Source organism: Rhodococcus sp. NPDC057014, from assembly GCF_042673295.1.
In the GTDB taxonomy this organism is placed as follows: Bacteria; Actinomycetota; Actinomycetes; order Mycobacteriales; family Mycobacteriaceae; genus Rhodococcus_F.
In genome coordinates, this window is record NZ_JBHUSF010000068.1 from 18,367 (window position 1) to 34,162 (window position 15,796).

A 15,796-nucleotide genomic window follows, 5' to 3' on the forward strand; every position below is an offset into this window, starting at 1 on the left:
GTCATGACGCACGTGGTCGCGACCATCAACCTCAAGGGTGGGGTGGGGAAGACTACGACTACGGCTGCCCTCGGCGAGATGCTGTCCGGTGAGTTCGGGCAACGGGTATTGCTCATCGACCTCGACCCCCAGGCCAACCTGACGATGATGATGATTGGGGAGAGTCGCTGGGGTGAGCTCGACTCACAGAGCCTCACCTTGGCGGCGTTGTTCGAGCGGGCGATGTCAGCTGGCGGCAGCGCCTTCGAGTTCGACGTATCGAGCATCATCCAGCATTCTGTGTCGCCGTTGCGCAAGGTGCGGACGGTGGATCTCCTTCCGTCTTCGCTGAAAATGATTGGTCTGCACGAAAGGGTCGCGGGAGCAGGGTTCGCGTCGGGTGACGCGACGGGCATCCTCCTGCACGCCTTGAAGCCCGTCATCGATCAGTACGACTACGTGCTGATCGACTGCCCACCGAACCTCGAGACCATCACGCTGAACGGTCTACGTTGCGCGGATGCGTACATCATTCCCACCATTCCCGATGTGATGTCGACCTACGGGATCGGTCCGGTTCAGAAACGGATCGCGCAATTCGGTGAGCGTTGGGGACGGCCAATCGTGGAGTTGGGTGTAGTGATCACCAAGTACCGGAAGGCGTCGACGGTCCACCGAAACACGGTTGATGACCTGAACCGGAGAAGGGACATCACGATGGTGTTCCCATCCCTGATCCCGGAGGCGAATCAGATTGCGGCGGCTGCAGAGTATGCGGACTTCGGCACTCTCCGACAGAAGTACGGAGCGGACGGTCAGTTCATCGCACTGCGGGATCTGGCACAGGATTTCATGGCTACGGCAAAGGTGAGGTTGGGATGGGCGTAGAAGTGACAGGCGGGAGAGCCCTGACGGTCGACGAGCTGCGACTGCGGCGGGTCACTTCCGATGCGGAGACGTCGTTGGTGACGCTCGGCAAGGCCAATCCTGAGGTGGCGGTGGCCCTGGCTCGAATGGTCCGGGCGGTCGCAGACGAAGCAAGGCGTACGCCACGGTTTGCGAAGGCGCTGGGTGAGGCACTCACCGTGGGTGGCATTCACGCGACCCCAGCCCCACCCCAGCCTGCCGCCCCGCGTAACACGACTACTACGCGGTCCAAGGGTGTCCTTGATCCGTTCGCTGTGTTCGAGGTATCCGGTGAAGCCGGCCTGCGGGCACGATTGAAGACGCTGAACGCGGAGCAATTGAAGGACATCGTCACCGAGCACTCTATGAACTATGACAAAGCCGCGATGCGTTGGAAGACACCGCCGCGCTTGATCGATCGGATAGTGGAGCGGGTGCAGGCCCGCGCCACCAAGGGCGATGTGCTGCGGTAAGCATGGTGACAGTCGATCGGTACGACGGCTTTGACGGGCAGGTAGTTCTGCACGACGGGTACGTCTGGATAACACGGGAAGATCTCGCGCCGTCAGTGGCGTTGTCATTTGCCACTGCGCCGCGGCGATTGCCAATTTCGGAGATCGGTGAAGTACGGCTCACGGTCGGAACAACTTCCGAGTTTGGAATCGTCCGCATCATCGAGCGAAGTTTCGACCGCGAAGTGTGGTCGGACAGGCGAGTCGAGATCGGTCATCCCGACGCCGTGCGTTACTACGCCGGCTCGAATCGAGCGTTCGAGCAGCTGGCTCGTTCGCTCAGGGAACTCGACGTCACCGTCGTGGTTCGGGCTTCCCATGTCGAGCCCGTGGTCGAAGGACTCGATGGATTCTCCGTCGAGCCGGCGTGTCGTCCTCCGACGCCACAGTCGCCCAAGCTCGCGCCACCGCCGCAACCACGGCCGCAACAGAAGCGTCCTGCGAAAAAGAAGAGTGCCGCACAGCCCAAGCGACCTTCGAAGAAGGCGGGTCCGCGTCCAAAACCGGGTGTCGTCGACAACGCAAGCAACAGCAAGACTGCCCTTCCTCCCGAATTGGACGACAGCGGTCCAGGTGCAGAGGCGGCCACTGATGTCGACGAGTATGAGACTGTCGACTCGATTCGCGCGTATTTGAAGTCGATCAAGAAGCGCTCCCTACTCGGGTCGGGAGACGAATCCGAGCTCGCGCAGCGGATCGAGGCCGGGCTATATGCGGCTTATCTCCTGGAGGAGGCCGAGGCCGCCGGCGAGAAGTTGTCCGACCAGCGACACCGCGACCTGCATCGGATGTGTCGTGAGGGACAGCGTGCAAAGAGGCGGTTCCTCGACGCGAACTTGCGGTTGGTCGTATCGATCGCTCGTCGGTACCAGGGCAGGGGGCTCGATCTTCTCGATCTCGTTCAAGAAGGCAACCTGGGATTGATCAGGGCCGTCGAGAAGTTCGACTACAAGACCGGATTCAAGTTCTCGACCTACGCGACGTGGTGGATTCGGCAGGCGATCACTCGTGCCTTGGCCGACCAGTCCAGGGTTATTCGCATCCCGGTGCACATGGTCGAGCAGATCGACCAGCTGGGCAAGGAGCGTGCTCGCCTGACTAAGGAGACCGGGCGGGAGCCGACGCCGAGTGAGCTCGCGACTGCGCTGGATACCACAATCGAACACATCGGCGATCTGGAAAAGTACGACCAACGGGTGCTGAGTCTTGATGTGCTCATCGACGATGCCGAACACAACGGTCTCGACTTCGAGGATGACCTGGCCGTCGTTGCAGAAGAAGTCGCGGAGCGCAGGAATTTCTATGAAACGCTGGAATCGGTGCTCTCCCCGCTGTCCGAGCGGGACGCCCAAGTCATCCGGCTCCGGTACGGGCTGACGGGATCGGATCCGTACACCCTCGACGAAATCGGGAAGATCTATGGCGTTACGCGGGAACGAATCCGGCAGATCGAGTCCAAGTTGTTGAAAGCAATGAAAGAGGACCCAGTCGCAGACATCCTGCGACCCTTCTACGACTCAATGTGAATAGCGGCGGGAAAACAGAATATGTGGAGGAACAGTTGATTGCGGATATCTCTCAGGGTGCCGATGTTGCACCGGATTTTGATACGCGTCTGCGTAGCGAGGCGATGAGATTTCTGGCAGTCCGCACAAATGACGGTCTCGATTCGATCAGTAGGCAGGAACTGCTCGACTTCACTATCGACGGCGAGATGTTCCGTTTGATGGATCCCACTCGCGGTATTCGCAAGCCACGTCAGCTCGCGTCCGCATTGTCGATCAGCACCACGTACCGTCGCGCTGGTGAAGAACGACCGTACGAGGATACGGTCGGTGCAGATGGGCTCCTTCGCTACAAGTGGTCAGGGAAGGATCCCGAGAACATGGACAACCGGGGTCTTCGTGCGGCGATGGAGCTGAAGGTCCCGCTCATCTGGTTCTATGGTGTGGGTCCGAGCCGCTTTCAGCCGATCTACCCTGTATTCATTGTCGCTGAGGAGGCAGAGCAGCATCAATTCGTGGTCGCAACGGAAGTGGCGCGTGATTTGCATCGGACGGAATCGCCTGTGGAGGAGCATCTCCGCCGATACATTGTGGCGGAGACCAAGCGGCGTTTGCATCAGCCCGTGTTCCGGTCCACTGTGATGCGCGCTTACGGCACACGTTGCGCGGTGTGCGCGCTCGGGCACAGCCAACTTCTCGACGCGGCGCACATCGTTCCAGACTCCGATGATGGAGGCATCGCATCTGTTCGAAATGGGCTCGCGATGTGCAAGATTCACCATGCGGCATTCGACGCGCATATTCTGGGTATCCGACCTGACCTTGTGGTCGAAATTCGACAGGACCTGCTCATCGAGATTGATGGGCCGATGCTCGAATATGGGTTGAAAGAACGACACGGTCAGAAGCTCATGGTCATTCCATCTGTGCGCGCCGAGCGGCCAGATCGGGAACTGCTAGAGGCGAGCTACGAAAGGTTCAGATCGGCGGGTTAATCGGTGCCATCGGCCGATCGCATGGGCCGAGGCCATAGGCCTTCTCTGTTCGCCCCGGGTCCACTTCGGCCAGACGTGGTCCATACGATCAGCAGCTTGTTGCCGGCGGGGCGGCGTCGACACGGATCGAGCCGGGGTCGGTGTTGGTGGCCGGGTCGACCGCGGTCGTGTTTTGGCGGGTTCTGTGGAAGTCGATACCGATTCAAGGCGGCTCCCTTCTCTGCTCGATCGGGCAAGCCGCGGAGGGCACTCCGACTTCACGCGCACCTCTCACAGTAGCTGGGTCACGCCTCTGGTCAGTTACTCCGCGAATACAGACCGGAAGGGGCCGACACAACCCGTGACGGTCAAACCCAACGGATGGGTGGCAGGATCACATGAGTCAGCCCTTCCGGTCTGCTACGGGACCTTGCGGGCAGGGTTGCGTCCATGAAGATGAAGTACGAACCGAATCCGAATCTGACCGGCGCGTCGTAACCCAATGAAAGCGGCAATCGCGTGATTCTTCGAGAGACCGACCAACGTCACTCAAGGGAGGAACGCACGATGGCGTGGGCTGCGGTGGCGAAGCTGTTGCCACCACGTGGTCAAGACGCCCGACCCTGGAGATGCGGGTGCGGGGATCAATAAGGTGGGGCTCGACGGCACCTCCGTGGCCGAAGCTCGGCTAGGATCGGAAAAACCCGGTGGGGATGGTGGTGACGCCGCCATTTGAACTGCTCTGGGTCGGACGCTGACGGAAGGTCTCATGGTGACAGAGCATTGGCTCTCCGCTGACGACATCGCTGCCCATCTGGGCATCACGAAGGACACTGTGTACCTCTGGATCGCCGAAAAGGGATTACCGGCCCATCGGGTCGGGCGCCTTTGGAAGTTCCAAGTGACCGAGGTTGACAAGTGGGTGCGGAGCGGACGAGCCGGGGCGGTGGATGAGACATGACTAAGCCACGGCTTACTGGGCGGTCTGCTGCACCCTCTGCGCTGAGTTGGGCACTCCGTCCTGCTAGAGGAATCCGCTGATGCGACTGAATCTGAAGTCTGTCGAAGAGCGAGTACGCCCGCTGGGCGGTCGCAAGACTTACGATCGCGAGTTCATTTTCGACCTGCTTGCCGCGTACGGTCGTTCGGCCAGCAACATCACCCGCCTTCGTAATGGCTCACTGAACATCGCGAACGACTCACTCGTCGAGGTCGCGCAAAAGAACATCGTCTACTTCAAGCCAACGGACGAGGATGTCTACGCGGTCATCGACGAACTGCGCTCTTCAACGACTGTCGTGCGATACAGTACCCGTTTCGTAATGGTGACCGACTACATCGAACTCCTCGCGGTTGACACGAAGACAAACGAGACTCTTGCAATACCGATTTCGGACATCGATAAGCATTTCACGTTTTTCCTGCCATGGGCAGGCATGGAGAAGGCGCAGTACGTCGCCGAGGCGCATGCAGACGTAAAGGCCGCCGAGCGTATGGCCCGGCTCTTTGATGAACTCATCGCGATCAATCCGGAGCTGCAGGGCTCGTCGGGCCGCCATGCGCTCAACGTCTTCTTCACACGCTTGCTGTTCTGCTTTTTCGCCGAGGACACCGGGATCTTCGAGGAGGGGCAGTTCACCGAAGCGGTTGGTGCTCTGACTCAGCCAGATGGGTCCGACGTCAGTCAATTCTTGACCGATCTCTTCACTGCTCTAGACACGGCCGACCCGTCGCTGAAGCCCCCGCACCTGGCTGGATTTCCTTACGTTAATGGACGCCTGTTTACTGTTAAGGACCATCATACGGTTCCGGTCTTCAACAAGAAGGCTCGCGACCTGCTGCTTGCAAGCGGGCGGTTGCTGTGGAGCGAGATCAATCCAGATATCTTCGGATCGATGTTTCAGGCGGTTGTGACACCAGGGCAGCGCTCCGACCTCGGTCAGCACTACACCTCCGTGCCCAACATTCTTAAGACGATTGAGCCGCTGTTCGTAGATGAGCTTAGGGAACAATTCAACGCGAGCTTCGACAGCGTCCCAAAACTCGATGCCCTGCTGCGTCGGATCAGCCTCATCAAGGTGTTCGACCCGGCCTGTGGCTCCGGGAACTTCCTCGTCATCGCGTACAAGGAACTGCGCAAGTTGGAGCATGCCATCCTTGAGCGTCTCAGCATGCTCAAGGTGGAAGACTCTGCGCTCTTCTTCGAGTCTCGAATCAACATCGAGAACTTTTTTGGCATTGAGCTCGATGACTTCGCGGTCGAGGTGGCGATCCTGTCGCTTTGGATCGCCAAGCACCAAATGAATCTGGAATTTAAGGACAAATTTCACAAGGATCTGCCGCTCATCCCGCTGAAGGAGGCAGGCCGTGTGAGGCAGGGCAATGCGGCCCGCGTGGATTGGACCGCAGTCTGCTCCAACAGTGGCGGGGAAGAGATCTACCTCATCGGCAATCCCCCCTACGCTGGCGCGAAGGTGCAAACCAAAGACCAAAAGGCCGACTTCAACTATGTCTTCGGTGCTCGGCCATTCTCGAAGAACCTAGACTACATCGCCCTCTGGTTTGTAAAGGGTGCTGACTACATAGCTGGCACGAAGGCGGAACTCGCATTCGTTACGACCAACTCCGTGTCCCAGGGGGAGCATGTAGGGCTGATGTTCCCGATGCTCTTCGATGGGGGGCTGGAGATTGGTTTCGCTTACACCTCCTTCAAATGGGAGAACAACGCCAAGCGCAACGCCGGAGTCACAGTAGCGGTGATCAACCTCCGGAACGTGAGGACTGGGATAAAGTACCTGTATACTGCGGATCTTCGGATCGAGGCCTCGAACATCAACGGGTACCTCGCCGACGGTCCCTCAGTTCTGATTGAGCGACGCAAGGCGCCCCTAGGTGCCTCCCGCCCTCAGATGGTGTTCGGTTCGATGCCCCGGGACGGCGGCGGGCTGATCCTCCTTCCAGAAGACAGGCGGAGAATCCTTGATCATGATCCAGGGGCCGGGAAGTTCATTAAGGCGTACGTGGGTTCTGCCGAGCACATTAACGGAATCGAGAGATACTGCATTTGGATTGAAGATGGTGCTGCGAGCGCTGCGCGATCAGTTAGCGTGATCAACGAGCGGCTTGAGCGGGTGGCTAGGAGTAGGTCGGAGAGTAAGGCTGGCAGCACTGCTGCATATGCTGCAAAGCCTCACCGGTTCGTACAGATCAGCTATAAGCCGACCGAGTCGATCATCGTCCCGAGAGTTTCGTCGGAGAACCGCGAATATATCCCGATCGGATACCTGGATAAGGACACAATAATCTCTGATGCGGCAAATGCCGTGTACGACGCCGAGCCGTGGGTGTTCGCCTTGCTGACGTCGCGAATGCATATGGTCTGGACCCGAGCAGTTGCCGGGCGGCTCAAGACTGACTTTCGGTACTCGGCCACGATCGTCTATAACAACTTCCCGGTGCCGAATCTGTCCGAGCATTCGAATGAGCGCCTGACGGAGTCCGCGCTTCGAGTGCTGGATGTGCGCGAGTACCACTCGGAGCGGACGCTGGCCGAGTTGTACGGATCTGACCTGATGCCCGACGATCTTCGCGTCGCTCATCGTCAACTGGATGAGGTCGTGGACGCGATCTATCGAAAGCGCGGGTTTGACAGCGATGAGGAGCGGCTGTCGTACCTGTTCGGTATGTATGAGCAGATGACTGCTGAGGAGGCTCGAAGGTGAATGCCGTGAAGCCCGTAAACATTGTCGACGTGGAGTACGAACGGACTGGCAGCAGCATCCACACCGATGTGTTCGGGATGCGCGAAATGCAGCAGCGTGTGTTCGCCGAGCGTTTTGCGCAGTATTTGCTGGTGAAGGCTCCGCCCGCTTCGGGCAAATCGCGTGCGCTCATGTTCGTTGCTCTCGATAAGCTCTTCAATCAGGATCGCAAAAGAGTTGTCGTCGCAGTGCCTGAGCGGTCGATTGGTGGGTCGTTTGCGAGCACTAAACTCACCCGCGGAGGGTTCTTCGCCGATTGGGATGTGACGGACACGAACAACCTGTGCACGCCTGCCTCGTCTAGTAGCAAGGTGCAGCATCTCGTCAATTTTCTCAGTGGTTCCGATGCGATCCTCGTGTGTACGCATGCGACGCTGCGCTTTGCCTACGAGAGGCTCCCGGCCTCCGCGTTCGACGGTACGGTGCTCGCTATTGACGAGTTCCACCATGTCTCGGCGGATACATCGACCAATCGACTCGGAGATCTTCTGAAGGGCGTAATGGCTGGCTCGGATGCACACATTGTTGCAATGACCGGCTCCTACTTCCGCGGCGATTCGGTTCCGGTGCTCCTGCCGGACGATGAGGCCAAGTTCACGCCCGTTACCTTCAATTACTACGACCAGCTCAACGGCTACGAGCACCTGAAGTCGCTCGGCATCGGGCATCACTTCTATCAGGGGCGTTACACGAGCGCGATTAGCGACGTACTCGACCTTGACAAGAAGACACTCATCCACATTCCGAACGTCAACAGCGGCGAGTCAACTAAGGACAAGATCGAGGAGGTTGGCTTCATCCTCGATGCGATCGGTGAGGTGGTCAATCAGGAGGATTCGGGCATTCTGCGTGTGCGGCGCCGGGACAACGGACAGATTGTCCGGGTGGCAGACCTTGTCGACGATACCGACCAGCTTGAGCGCGCCGAAACCCTGCACTACCTGAGTACGGTCGCGTCGAAGGACCGAGGCGCCGTCGACATTATTATCGCCCTCGGGATGGCGAAGGAAGGCTTCGACTGGCCATTCTGTGAACATGCGCTTACGGTCGGCTACCGCGCTTCGCTCACCGAGGTCATCCAGATCATCGGCCGGGTTACTCGCGACAGTTTCGGCAAGCAGCACGCCCAGTTTACGAACTTGATCGCCCAGCCGGATGCTACGACCGATGAGGTCAAACTATCGGTTAACAACATGCTCAAGGCCATCACGGCGTCACTGTTGATGGAGCAGGTTCTCGCGCCGAACTTTACTTTCAAGACTAAAAGCGGCAACGACGACACCCCCAAGCCCGGGGAGCTGCGGATTAAGGGATTCAAGGAGCCGTCAAGCAACCGCGTAAAGCAGATTGTTGAGACAGACCTGAACGACTTGAAGGCGACGATTCTTCAAGACGATACGTTCGCGAAGGCGGCAGCAGGCAACCTCGACGCCGAGGTAACCAATAAGGTGCTGATCCCGAAGATCATCCGCGAACGCTATCCAGACCTCAACGAATCCCAGGTCGAGGAACTCCGGCAACAGGTCGTTGTCGACTCCGTGATCAAGAACGGAGAAGTCAAGCCCGTCGGCGACCGACGTTTTATATTGATGCAGAATAAGTTCGTCGACATCGACGACATTGACATCAACCTGATCGACAAAGTCAACCCCTTCCAGCGGGCATTCGAAGTGCTGTCCAAGTCGGTCACGACGCAAGTACTTCGCGTAATCCAGGACACGATCATCACTACTAGGATCGCGATAACCGAGGAGGAGGCGCTCCTGCTATGGCCAAAGATCCAACAATTTGCCAAGGTGAATCGGCGTCAACCCGACATTCGCAGCGACGACCCGACGGAGAAGAGGTACGCTGAGGCATTGCTCTTCCTCCGCAAGAAGAAGCGTGAGCACCAGTCGGGACAGAGGCTGGAGCAATCATGATTTCAGACGAACTCAAGAGCCTATTCGACGCCGACGACGATGGCCTGCTCGACACCCCCGAAAAGCCCACCAGAGCTAGTGCCGCCGACCGGCTGGAGCGGTCGTTTGTCGAGATCGCGGATTTCTACCGTGAGCACGGGCGGGCACCCAGCCCCGATACCAGAGACATCGCAGAGCGCAAGCTTGGGGCACGACTAGATGGGATGCGGGCAGACGAGGATAAGACGGCTAAGCTAACGCACCTCGATGAGTTTGGCCTTCTTGCCGATCCCGAAGCGCCTGCCTCGCTCGAAGAATTGCTCGAAGGTGATGACACCGACCTACTCAACGACGCTACCGGGTTGCTAGACACCTCCGACCTGCCGACTCGGGTGCAGCGCAACGAGCCTGATGAGATCGCGCAGCGCGTTAAGAGCAACGACTTCGATTCATTTGCGCCGTTATTCGTGCAGAAGCACGCGGAACTTGCTGACGGAACTTCCACGCTTATGACATTCCGAGGGCTTAGCCAGATCGTTGAAGGCGCATTTTTCGTGCTGTCAGGCATCATGGTGTTCGTTGCCGGCGTCGGCGCAGCGGAGACCAGCGCTTCTGGACGGACGAAGCAGCGCCTTCGTTGCATCTTCGAGAACGGCACCGAATCGTCGATGTACCGACAGTCATTGTCGACCCGCCTTTACGAAGAGGAAGGTTACGCGGTCGTACAGACAAAATTCGACAGCATCCTCGCTGATGACAGAGCGACGGGGTACGTTTACGTCCTGCGTTCTCTGAGTGACGACCCGCAGATCTCCTCGGTGGCGGACCTATACAAGATCGGTTTCTCTCGCGGCACTGTCGAGAAGCGCATCGCTGGCGCTGAGCACGAGCCCACGTACCTCATGGCGCCGGTCGAGATCGTCGCGAGCTACCGCACCTACAACCTCAAGACCTCGGCTCTTGAGCACCTATTGCACCGTGTGTTCAGCGAGGTTCGCCTCAGTGTGAACCAGGTCGGCAAAGATGGCCGCGTGTACGAGCCCTCCGAGTGGTACGTCGTTCCGCTGCCAATCATCGACCGGGCGATTGAGTTCATCAGGTCAGGCGACATTGTGCACTATGAGTATGACGCTGACCTGCGAACGCTGAAGCCGAGGTATTAGTTCCACAATTCACTAGTTGATTAGTTCCTTGAAGCGTGTCGCCGGGGAGAATTGTGTGATTACTGCATTCAAGCAGTGCAGTCGCCACCTCGCGTTCACCGAGCTTAGGGGTTCTACGAACACCACATGATCAGCATCCCGCCGCCTGTACAGATCAGGTACAGCTTTCCGCCCCAGTGGAAGCCCGAATGGGAGGCGCAATAGCCGCTCCTGGCGTGCCCGGCCAGATCCAACCGCTTGATCGATGCACGGGACATCCCGCAGGGCACGGGGTGGCATCGTTATGACGACGCTCGCTATAAATCCTCAGTTCTGCTTACCAAAAGTGCTCACCCGTGTGGCTCCGCCGATGAGGGCGCGTCTCCCTCGATGCTGGTGGTCTCTGACCAGACACCAGCGATTCGAGGGAGACCCGCAATCTCATGCTGACATGGGAGGAAGACGTGGAAGTACACGCACTGCACAAACAGGGCTGGACGATCTCGGCGATCGCCTGCCACACCGGCAACCGCCGCACCATCCGCAACCACATCAACGGCGTCACCACCCCCGGTATCCGCAAACCCGCACGTGAGAACCCCTTCGAACCGTTCGTCGAGTACGTCACGTGCCGACTGGCCGAGGACCCGCACCTGTGGGCCCGCACCCTGTGCGACGAGCTCGAGGACCTCGGCTACCGGTTGTCGTATCCGACGCTGACCCGGCAGATCCGCCACAGATCGGGCAAACGCGGTGATCGACCATCCGCCCGGCGAGGAAACCCAGTGGGACTGGGTCGATCTGCCGAATCCACCCGCCTCTGGGGCTGGGGTGGGGCGGCGCACCTGTTGGTCGGGTCCCTGGCGCATTCGGGGCGCTGGGGCGGAATCCTGGCTCCGGCGATGACCCAACCGCATCTGGTCGACGGCCTCGACCGGGTCAGCCGCCGACTCGGCGGTGTGACCAGGGTGTGGCGGTTCGATCGGATGGCCACCGTCTGCCATCCCGAGTCGGGCCGGGTGACCGCGAGCGTCGCCGGCGTAGCGAAGCACTACGGCGTCTCGGTGGCGATCTGTCCGCCCAAAGCCGGGAACCGCAAAGGTGTGGTAGAGGAGGCCAATCACACTGCCGTCCAACGGTGGTGGCGTATCCTGCCGGACAATCTCACGGTCGAACAAGCCCAACAGAAGTTGGACGAGTTCTGCGGGTGCGCGGCGACACCCGTCTGCGTCTGACCTCCGACGGCAAGGCCTCGGTGGCGACGGTGGCGGCCGCCGAACCGTTGACCGCGCTGCCGGCGGCGCCGTATCCGGCGATCCTCCCCGAACCCCGGACCGCATCGCGGCAGGCGCTGGTGTCCTACCGCGGCAACCGGTACTCGGTGCCCCGGAGCTGGCGTCGGCGCCGGTCACCGTCACCCGGGTGCTCGGGTCTGAGGTGATCGACATCGTCACCGCGGCGCAGATCACCATCGCCCGGCACCGCCTGGCCCCGGACGGCGCCGGGATCATGGTCCGCGACCACGGGCAGGTCTACGCCCTCGAGCAGGCGGCTATGGCCGCCATTGGGTCCGGTGGCCGTCCGCACCGCCGCTAGGAACGGATCCCACCCGGACCCGAGTCGATCACCGCAGCGGAAGCATTGCGCCGCAACATCACCGGAACGACCACGCCGACATCGAGTGAAGCCGAACCCTCACCCTCGCCGTCGCCGACGGCATCGACGGTCATCGACTTGGCCACCTACGAGCGGGCCGCCCGCGGAAGGAACACCCTCGTCTGACCACCACCCCGATCCCCGATGCGGTGCCGGCGCCGAACACCGCCGAGGCGGCCAGCCTCTACCAACGCCTGCGCGGGCACCTGGCAGTGCTCAAACTCCACGATGCCGCCGAAGCCCTGCCCGCGGTCCTCGATCGCGCGCAACAGACCAACTTGTCGATGACCGCCACCCTGGAGGAGTTGCTCTCGATCGAGGTCGACGCCACCGAGGCCCGCCGACTCGCCGGACGATTGCGGTTTGCGCGCCTGCCGACACCGGCGTCGCTCGAGGACTTCGATTCCTCAGAAGACTCCCCAGCGTCGCCCGCTCTGCATGGTGTACTCCGTTTGCTGTCCAGCAGAGGAGTTTCGCCATTCATTTGCACTTGCGGGGTCTCGAACCTCCAGAACGAACAACCTGGACTTGCCTTGCGCAATCTTTTGAAACTTCAGCGTCATGCCGTCGTAGCTCGCTGGCCACGGGGACTGTGGTTTCGGAAGCCCGATGACGTCCATCGAGTTGTCGCTGTATCTGACGGAAACCTCGACTTCGAGTTCTGCATGGTTTGGGTGTTGCAAAATCACCCGGCATACCGTCGTGTTCTTGACCACATCGTCAGCAGTCGCGCCGAAGAACGTGCGCGTCATGGCCGAGGTCATCAACTGGTTCCCAGGAGAATTCGGGCCAAGATTCTTGCTTAGCGTGCCTGCCTCGACCCAGTAGTTCTCGGCTGAGAGCAAAGCTCGAAGTTGCTCGGCGGTCAGTCCCCTCAGGCGCCCAACGCGGTCTGATGGAGCACTCGCATCATCAGTAACGCCACCCATTACTCGCTGGGTTCGCCGGTGTTGCATCCGGTAGTTACTTAGAATCCTTGCGATGGGGGAAGCTGATTTCCAGTGATCATCAAACCACCGCTCTGCCTCTTCGAGATTCCTCATTGCTTGACGTTCGGCCGAGTTGGTCGGTCGACTGACGATCAACAACGTACCGGCCTCATGGCCAAGGCTGAGCCCGTTTCGAGATAGATTTCCTGAGCCTGTCAATGCACCCTTGATACCAGCGCCCTTGACGGCAAACCTCTTCGGATGCCAGGGCACGTAAGGTACACACCCGTCCCTGGTCGCGACGCGGTCGCCATCAAAAATCCTGAGGTCGACACCAAGCCCCACGAGTTGTTCGAAGGCACCCGGGTCTGACCTGCACCAATCAATCCCGACGAGCATACGTTTACGAATTCTGTCCCAGCGTCCCAACAACCCGCCCGCCGTCAATTCTTGCTTGAGATACTCGACACCCGACCAGGATGCATAGGCAACTGCGGCCTCGAGATCGGTGACTCGTTGTTGTGAAATGAGCCGCAAAAGGCCATCGATGTTTCTAAAATACGTTCCAGTTGTAGTTGGCTGACCCACAAACCCCGTAATGAACACGCGACCCTCTATGCTCCGGCACCGAAGTGACCCGACTCGGACAATGGAATGCTACCGATCCTCGCGTGGGCCTATCTGATTTCCGACGCCCCCGCGTCGGACGGGTGGACGTGATCGGGGGACGACAGGGACTCCGACCGAGGCTAGGAAGAGTTGCGCGTGCGTTGCGCGAGGCGCCAGTTCGGGATCTTAAGAAGTGGTGCCGGCTATCTCGATACCGCAGGTAGCGAGGCCGGCGGTTTTGGCGGGGTTGCTGCTGAGTAAGTCGATGCGGTCGCTGCCGAGGTCGCGGAGGATGGCTGCGGCGTCGGTGTAGTCGCGGCCGTCGACGGTGTCGAGGCCCAAGTGGTCTTGGAGTTGGTAGGCGGCGATTTTCGCGGCCAGCCCGATGCCGCGGCCTTTATGCCCGCGAAAGTAGAGAACGACGCCGGCGCCTGCGTCGGCGATCCTCGCCAGCGCTCCGGACAGTTGGTCGCCGCAGTCGCAGCGCCGTGAGCCGAGGATGTCGGCGGTGAGGCATTCGCTGTGGAGGTGGGTGAGGGCGGTGGTGCCGGCCGGGTCGCCGAAGACCAGGGCCAGGTGTTCGACGCCGCTGGCGGAGCGGTAGGCGATGGCGGTGAAGGTGCCGTGGTCGGTGGGGATTTCGGCGTCGGCGCAGCGTTCGATGCTCAGCTTGCGGCGCCGGTAGTTCACCAGGTCTTCGATGGTGACGACGGGCAGGTTCTCGCGGACCGCGAACGCGCGCACGTCGTCCCCGCGGAGCATGTCGCGTTTGTCTGCGGTGGTGACCGCGCAGATCAGTCCGACGGGGGACAGACCGGCGAGGGTGCACAGGTCGACGGCTGCTTCGGTGTGGCCGCGCCGAGTGAGGACTCCGCCGTCGCGGGCACGAAGCGGGAGTACGTGGCCGGGCCTGGTGAGGTCGGTGTCGACGGTCTCGCGGTCGGCGAGCAGGCGGATGGTGCGGGCCCGGTCGGCGGCGCTGATGCCGGTGGAGGTGCCGGTGGCGGCGTCGACGCTGACGGTGAACGCGGTGCCCAGCGGGTTCGTGGGATCCCCGACCATCAGGGGCAGACCGAGCGCGCGCGTTCGTTCGGCGGGCATCGCCACGCCGAAGAAGCCGGACGTGTGCCGGAGGAAGTACGCGGCGTCCTGGGTGGTGACGAACTGCGCGGCCATCACGAGATCGGCCTCGTTCTGACGATTTTTGTCGTCGAGGACGAGGATCGGTCTCCCGGCGCGCAGCCGCTCGAGGCACTGTTCGACGGTGTTCATGCGGGGCTCGCGGGTGTGAGCTGGTGGAAAGTGGACGTGTAGAACAGCAGCGGGTCGGGGGTGTCGGTGGCGCCGAGTTCGACGACACGGCCGACGACGAGGTCGTGGTCGCCGACGGGTTGGACGAGGTCGATGTGGCAGTCGATCCAGGCGTGGGCTCCGGCGAGGCGGGGTGATCCGGTGGTGGCGGGGGTCCAGTCGATTCCGTGGAATTTGTCGGTGCCGCTGCGGGCGAAGGCGCGGCCGAGTTCGTGTTGGTCGGCGGCGAGGATGTTGGCGCAGAAGCGCCCGGACGCGGCGACCTTGGGGAAGGTCGTGGAACCCCGGCCGACGAAGAACGCGACGAGGGCGGGGTCGAGGGAGACGGAGCTGAAGGAGCCGACCGTCAGTCCGACGGGGTTGCCGGTGTCGTCGAGCGCGGTGACGGCGACGACACCGGTACAGAACTTTCCGAGGACGGTGCGGTAGGCGTCCCGGATCTCGTCGGGCGTCGTGGCGCTGATGTGCGGGGTGGTGGTTCGCATCGGTACCTTCTTCGGGCTGCGGGTGGAGAGTCGCCCTGGCGGGCGGTCGTGCTTAGAGGGTGTCTCATGTGGGGAGTTTCTTGAAGCAGGTGAGTGCGGCGGCGAGGTGGAGGAAACCGGCGAAGT

The 15,796-nt window shown here is 60.7% G+C and carries 11 protein-coding genes and 2 pseudogenes; 10 read left to right on the forward strand and 3 right to left on the reverse strand.

Features of this window, described 5'->3' with window-relative positions:
- Positions 1-3: 3 nt before the first annotated feature.
- From ACFTZB_RS16065 to ACFTZB_RS16110, 10 genes and pseudogenes are all read left to right on the forward strand, one after another.
- Positions 4-867 (forward strand): ParA family protein, encoded by an 864-nt coding sequence (locus tag ACFTZB_RS16065; RefSeq protein ID WP_378432862.1) that lies wholly within the window; start codon positions 4-6, stop codon positions 865-867.
- A complete protein-coding gene (locus ACFTZB_RS16070) occupies positions 858-1,358 on the forward strand; it encodes a hypothetical protein (protein WP_378432863.1) in 501 nt (166 codons plus the stop codon). Before ACFTZB_RS16065 ends, ACFTZB_RS16070 begins: the two co-directional genes overlap by 10 nt.
- Before the next feature lie 2 nt (positions 1,359-1,360).
- A complete protein-coding gene (locus ACFTZB_RS16075; RefSeq protein WP_378432865.1) occupies positions 1,361-2,923 on the forward strand; it encodes a sigma-70 family RNA polymerase sigma factor in 1,563 nt (520 codons plus the stop codon).
- A 23-nt stretch (positions 2,924-2,946) separates the two neighbouring features.
- Complete coding sequence (locus ACFTZB_RS16080; protein ID WP_378432867.1) at positions 2,947-3,897, forward strand: HNH endonuclease; 951 nt, start codon at positions 2,947-2,949, stop codon at positions 3,895-3,897.
- 748 nt (positions 3,898-4,645) lie between these two features.
- Positions 4,646-4,837: a helix-turn-helix domain-containing protein gene (locus ACFTZB_RS16085; protein ID WP_378432869.1), complete on the forward strand. Its 192-nt coding sequence runs from the start codon at positions 4,646-4,648 to the stop codon at positions 4,835-4,837.
- Positions 4,838-4,916: 79 nt separating this feature from the next.
- Positions 4,917-7,598 (forward strand): DNA methyltransferase, encoded by a 2,682-nt coding sequence (locus ACFTZB_RS16090; protein ID WP_378432871.1) that lies wholly within the window; start codon positions 4,917-4,919, stop codon positions 7,596-7,598.
- On the forward strand, positions 7,595-9,559 hold the full coding sequence (locus ACFTZB_RS16095) for a DEAD/DEAH box helicase (RefSeq protein ID WP_378432872.1): 1,965 nt from the start codon (positions 7,595-7,597) through the stop codon (positions 9,557-9,559). Before ACFTZB_RS16090 ends, ACFTZB_RS16095 begins: the two co-directional genes overlap by 4 nt.
- A complete protein-coding gene (locus tag ACFTZB_RS16100) occupies positions 9,556-10,701 on the forward strand; it encodes a GIY-YIG nuclease family protein (RefSeq protein WP_378432873.1) in 1,146 nt (381 codons plus the stop codon). Before ACFTZB_RS16095 ends, ACFTZB_RS16100 begins: the two co-directional genes overlap by 4 nt.
- 422 nt (positions 10,702-11,123) lie before the next feature.
- Positions 11,124-12,462 (forward strand): annotated as a pseudogene (locus ACFTZB_RS16105) (IS21 family transposase).
- Positions 12,459-12,740, forward strand: a pseudogene (locus tag ACFTZB_RS16110) (ATP-binding protein); the annotation flags it as partial. The pseudogenes ACFTZB_RS16105 and ACFTZB_RS16110, both read left to right, overlap by 4 nt.
- A gap of 3 nt (positions 12,741-12,743) precedes the next feature.
- On the opposite strand, the gene ACFTZB_RS16115 reads toward ACFTZB_RS16110, so the two are convergent.
- The 3 genes from ACFTZB_RS16115 to ACFTZB_RS16125 all read right to left on the reverse strand — a co-directional run bounded on the left by ACFTZB_RS16115 (position 12,744) and on the right by ACFTZB_RS16125 (position 15,670).
- The gene (locus ACFTZB_RS16115) at positions 12,744-13,871 is read right to left on the reverse strand and encodes a hypothetical protein (RefSeq protein WP_378432875.1); all 1,128 of its coding nucleotides are present in this window, start codon (positions 13,869-13,871) and stop codon (positions 12,744-12,746) included.
- Between the two features lie 189 nt (positions 13,872-14,060).
- Positions 14,061-15,146, reverse strand: a complete 1,086-nt coding sequence (ribB, locus tag ACFTZB_RS16120; protein ID WP_378432876.1) for a 3,4-dihydroxy-2-butanone-4-phosphate synthase — start codon at positions 15,144-15,146, stop codon at positions 14,061-14,063.
- Positions 15,143-15,670, reverse strand: coding sequence for a flavin reductase family protein (locus ACFTZB_RS16125; protein WP_378432877.1), 528 nt, complete (start codon positions 15,668-15,670; stop codon positions 15,143-15,145). The genes ribB and ACFTZB_RS16125 overlap by 4 nt, the downstream gene beginning before the upstream one ends.
- Positions 15,671-15,796: the final 126 nt, after the last annotated feature.

Coding starts and splice junctions, on each gene's coding strand:
- ACFTZB_RS16065 (WP_378432862.1), top strand. CDS start 4: ATGACGCACGTGGTCGCGACCATCAACCTCAAGGGTGGGGTGGGGAAG.
- ACFTZB_RS16070 (WP_378432863.1), top strand. CDS start 858: ATGGGCGTAGAAGTGACAGGCGGGAGAGCCCTGACGGTCGACGAGCTG.
- ACFTZB_RS16075 (WP_378432865.1), top strand. CDS start 1,361: ATGGTGACAGTCGATCGGTACGACGGCTTTGACGGGCAGGTAGTTCTG.
- ACFTZB_RS16085 (WP_378432869.1), top strand. CDS start 4,646: ATGGTGACAGAGCATTGGCTCTCCGCTGACGACATCGCTGCCCATCTG.
- ACFTZB_RS16090 (WP_378432871.1), top strand. CDS start 4,917: ATGCGACTGAATCTGAAGTCTGTCGAAGAGCGAGTACGCCCGCTGGGC.
- ACFTZB_RS16100 (WP_378432873.1), top strand. CDS start 9,556: ATGATTTCAGACGAACTCAAGAGCCTATTCGACGCCGACGACGATGGC.
- ribB (WP_378432876.1), bottom strand. CDS start 15,146: ATGAACACCGTCGAACAGTGCCTCGAGCGGCTGCGCGCCGGGAGACCG.
- ACFTZB_RS16125 (WP_378432877.1), bottom strand. CDS start 15,670: ATGCGAACCACCACCCCGCACATCAGCGCCACGACGCCCGACGAGATC.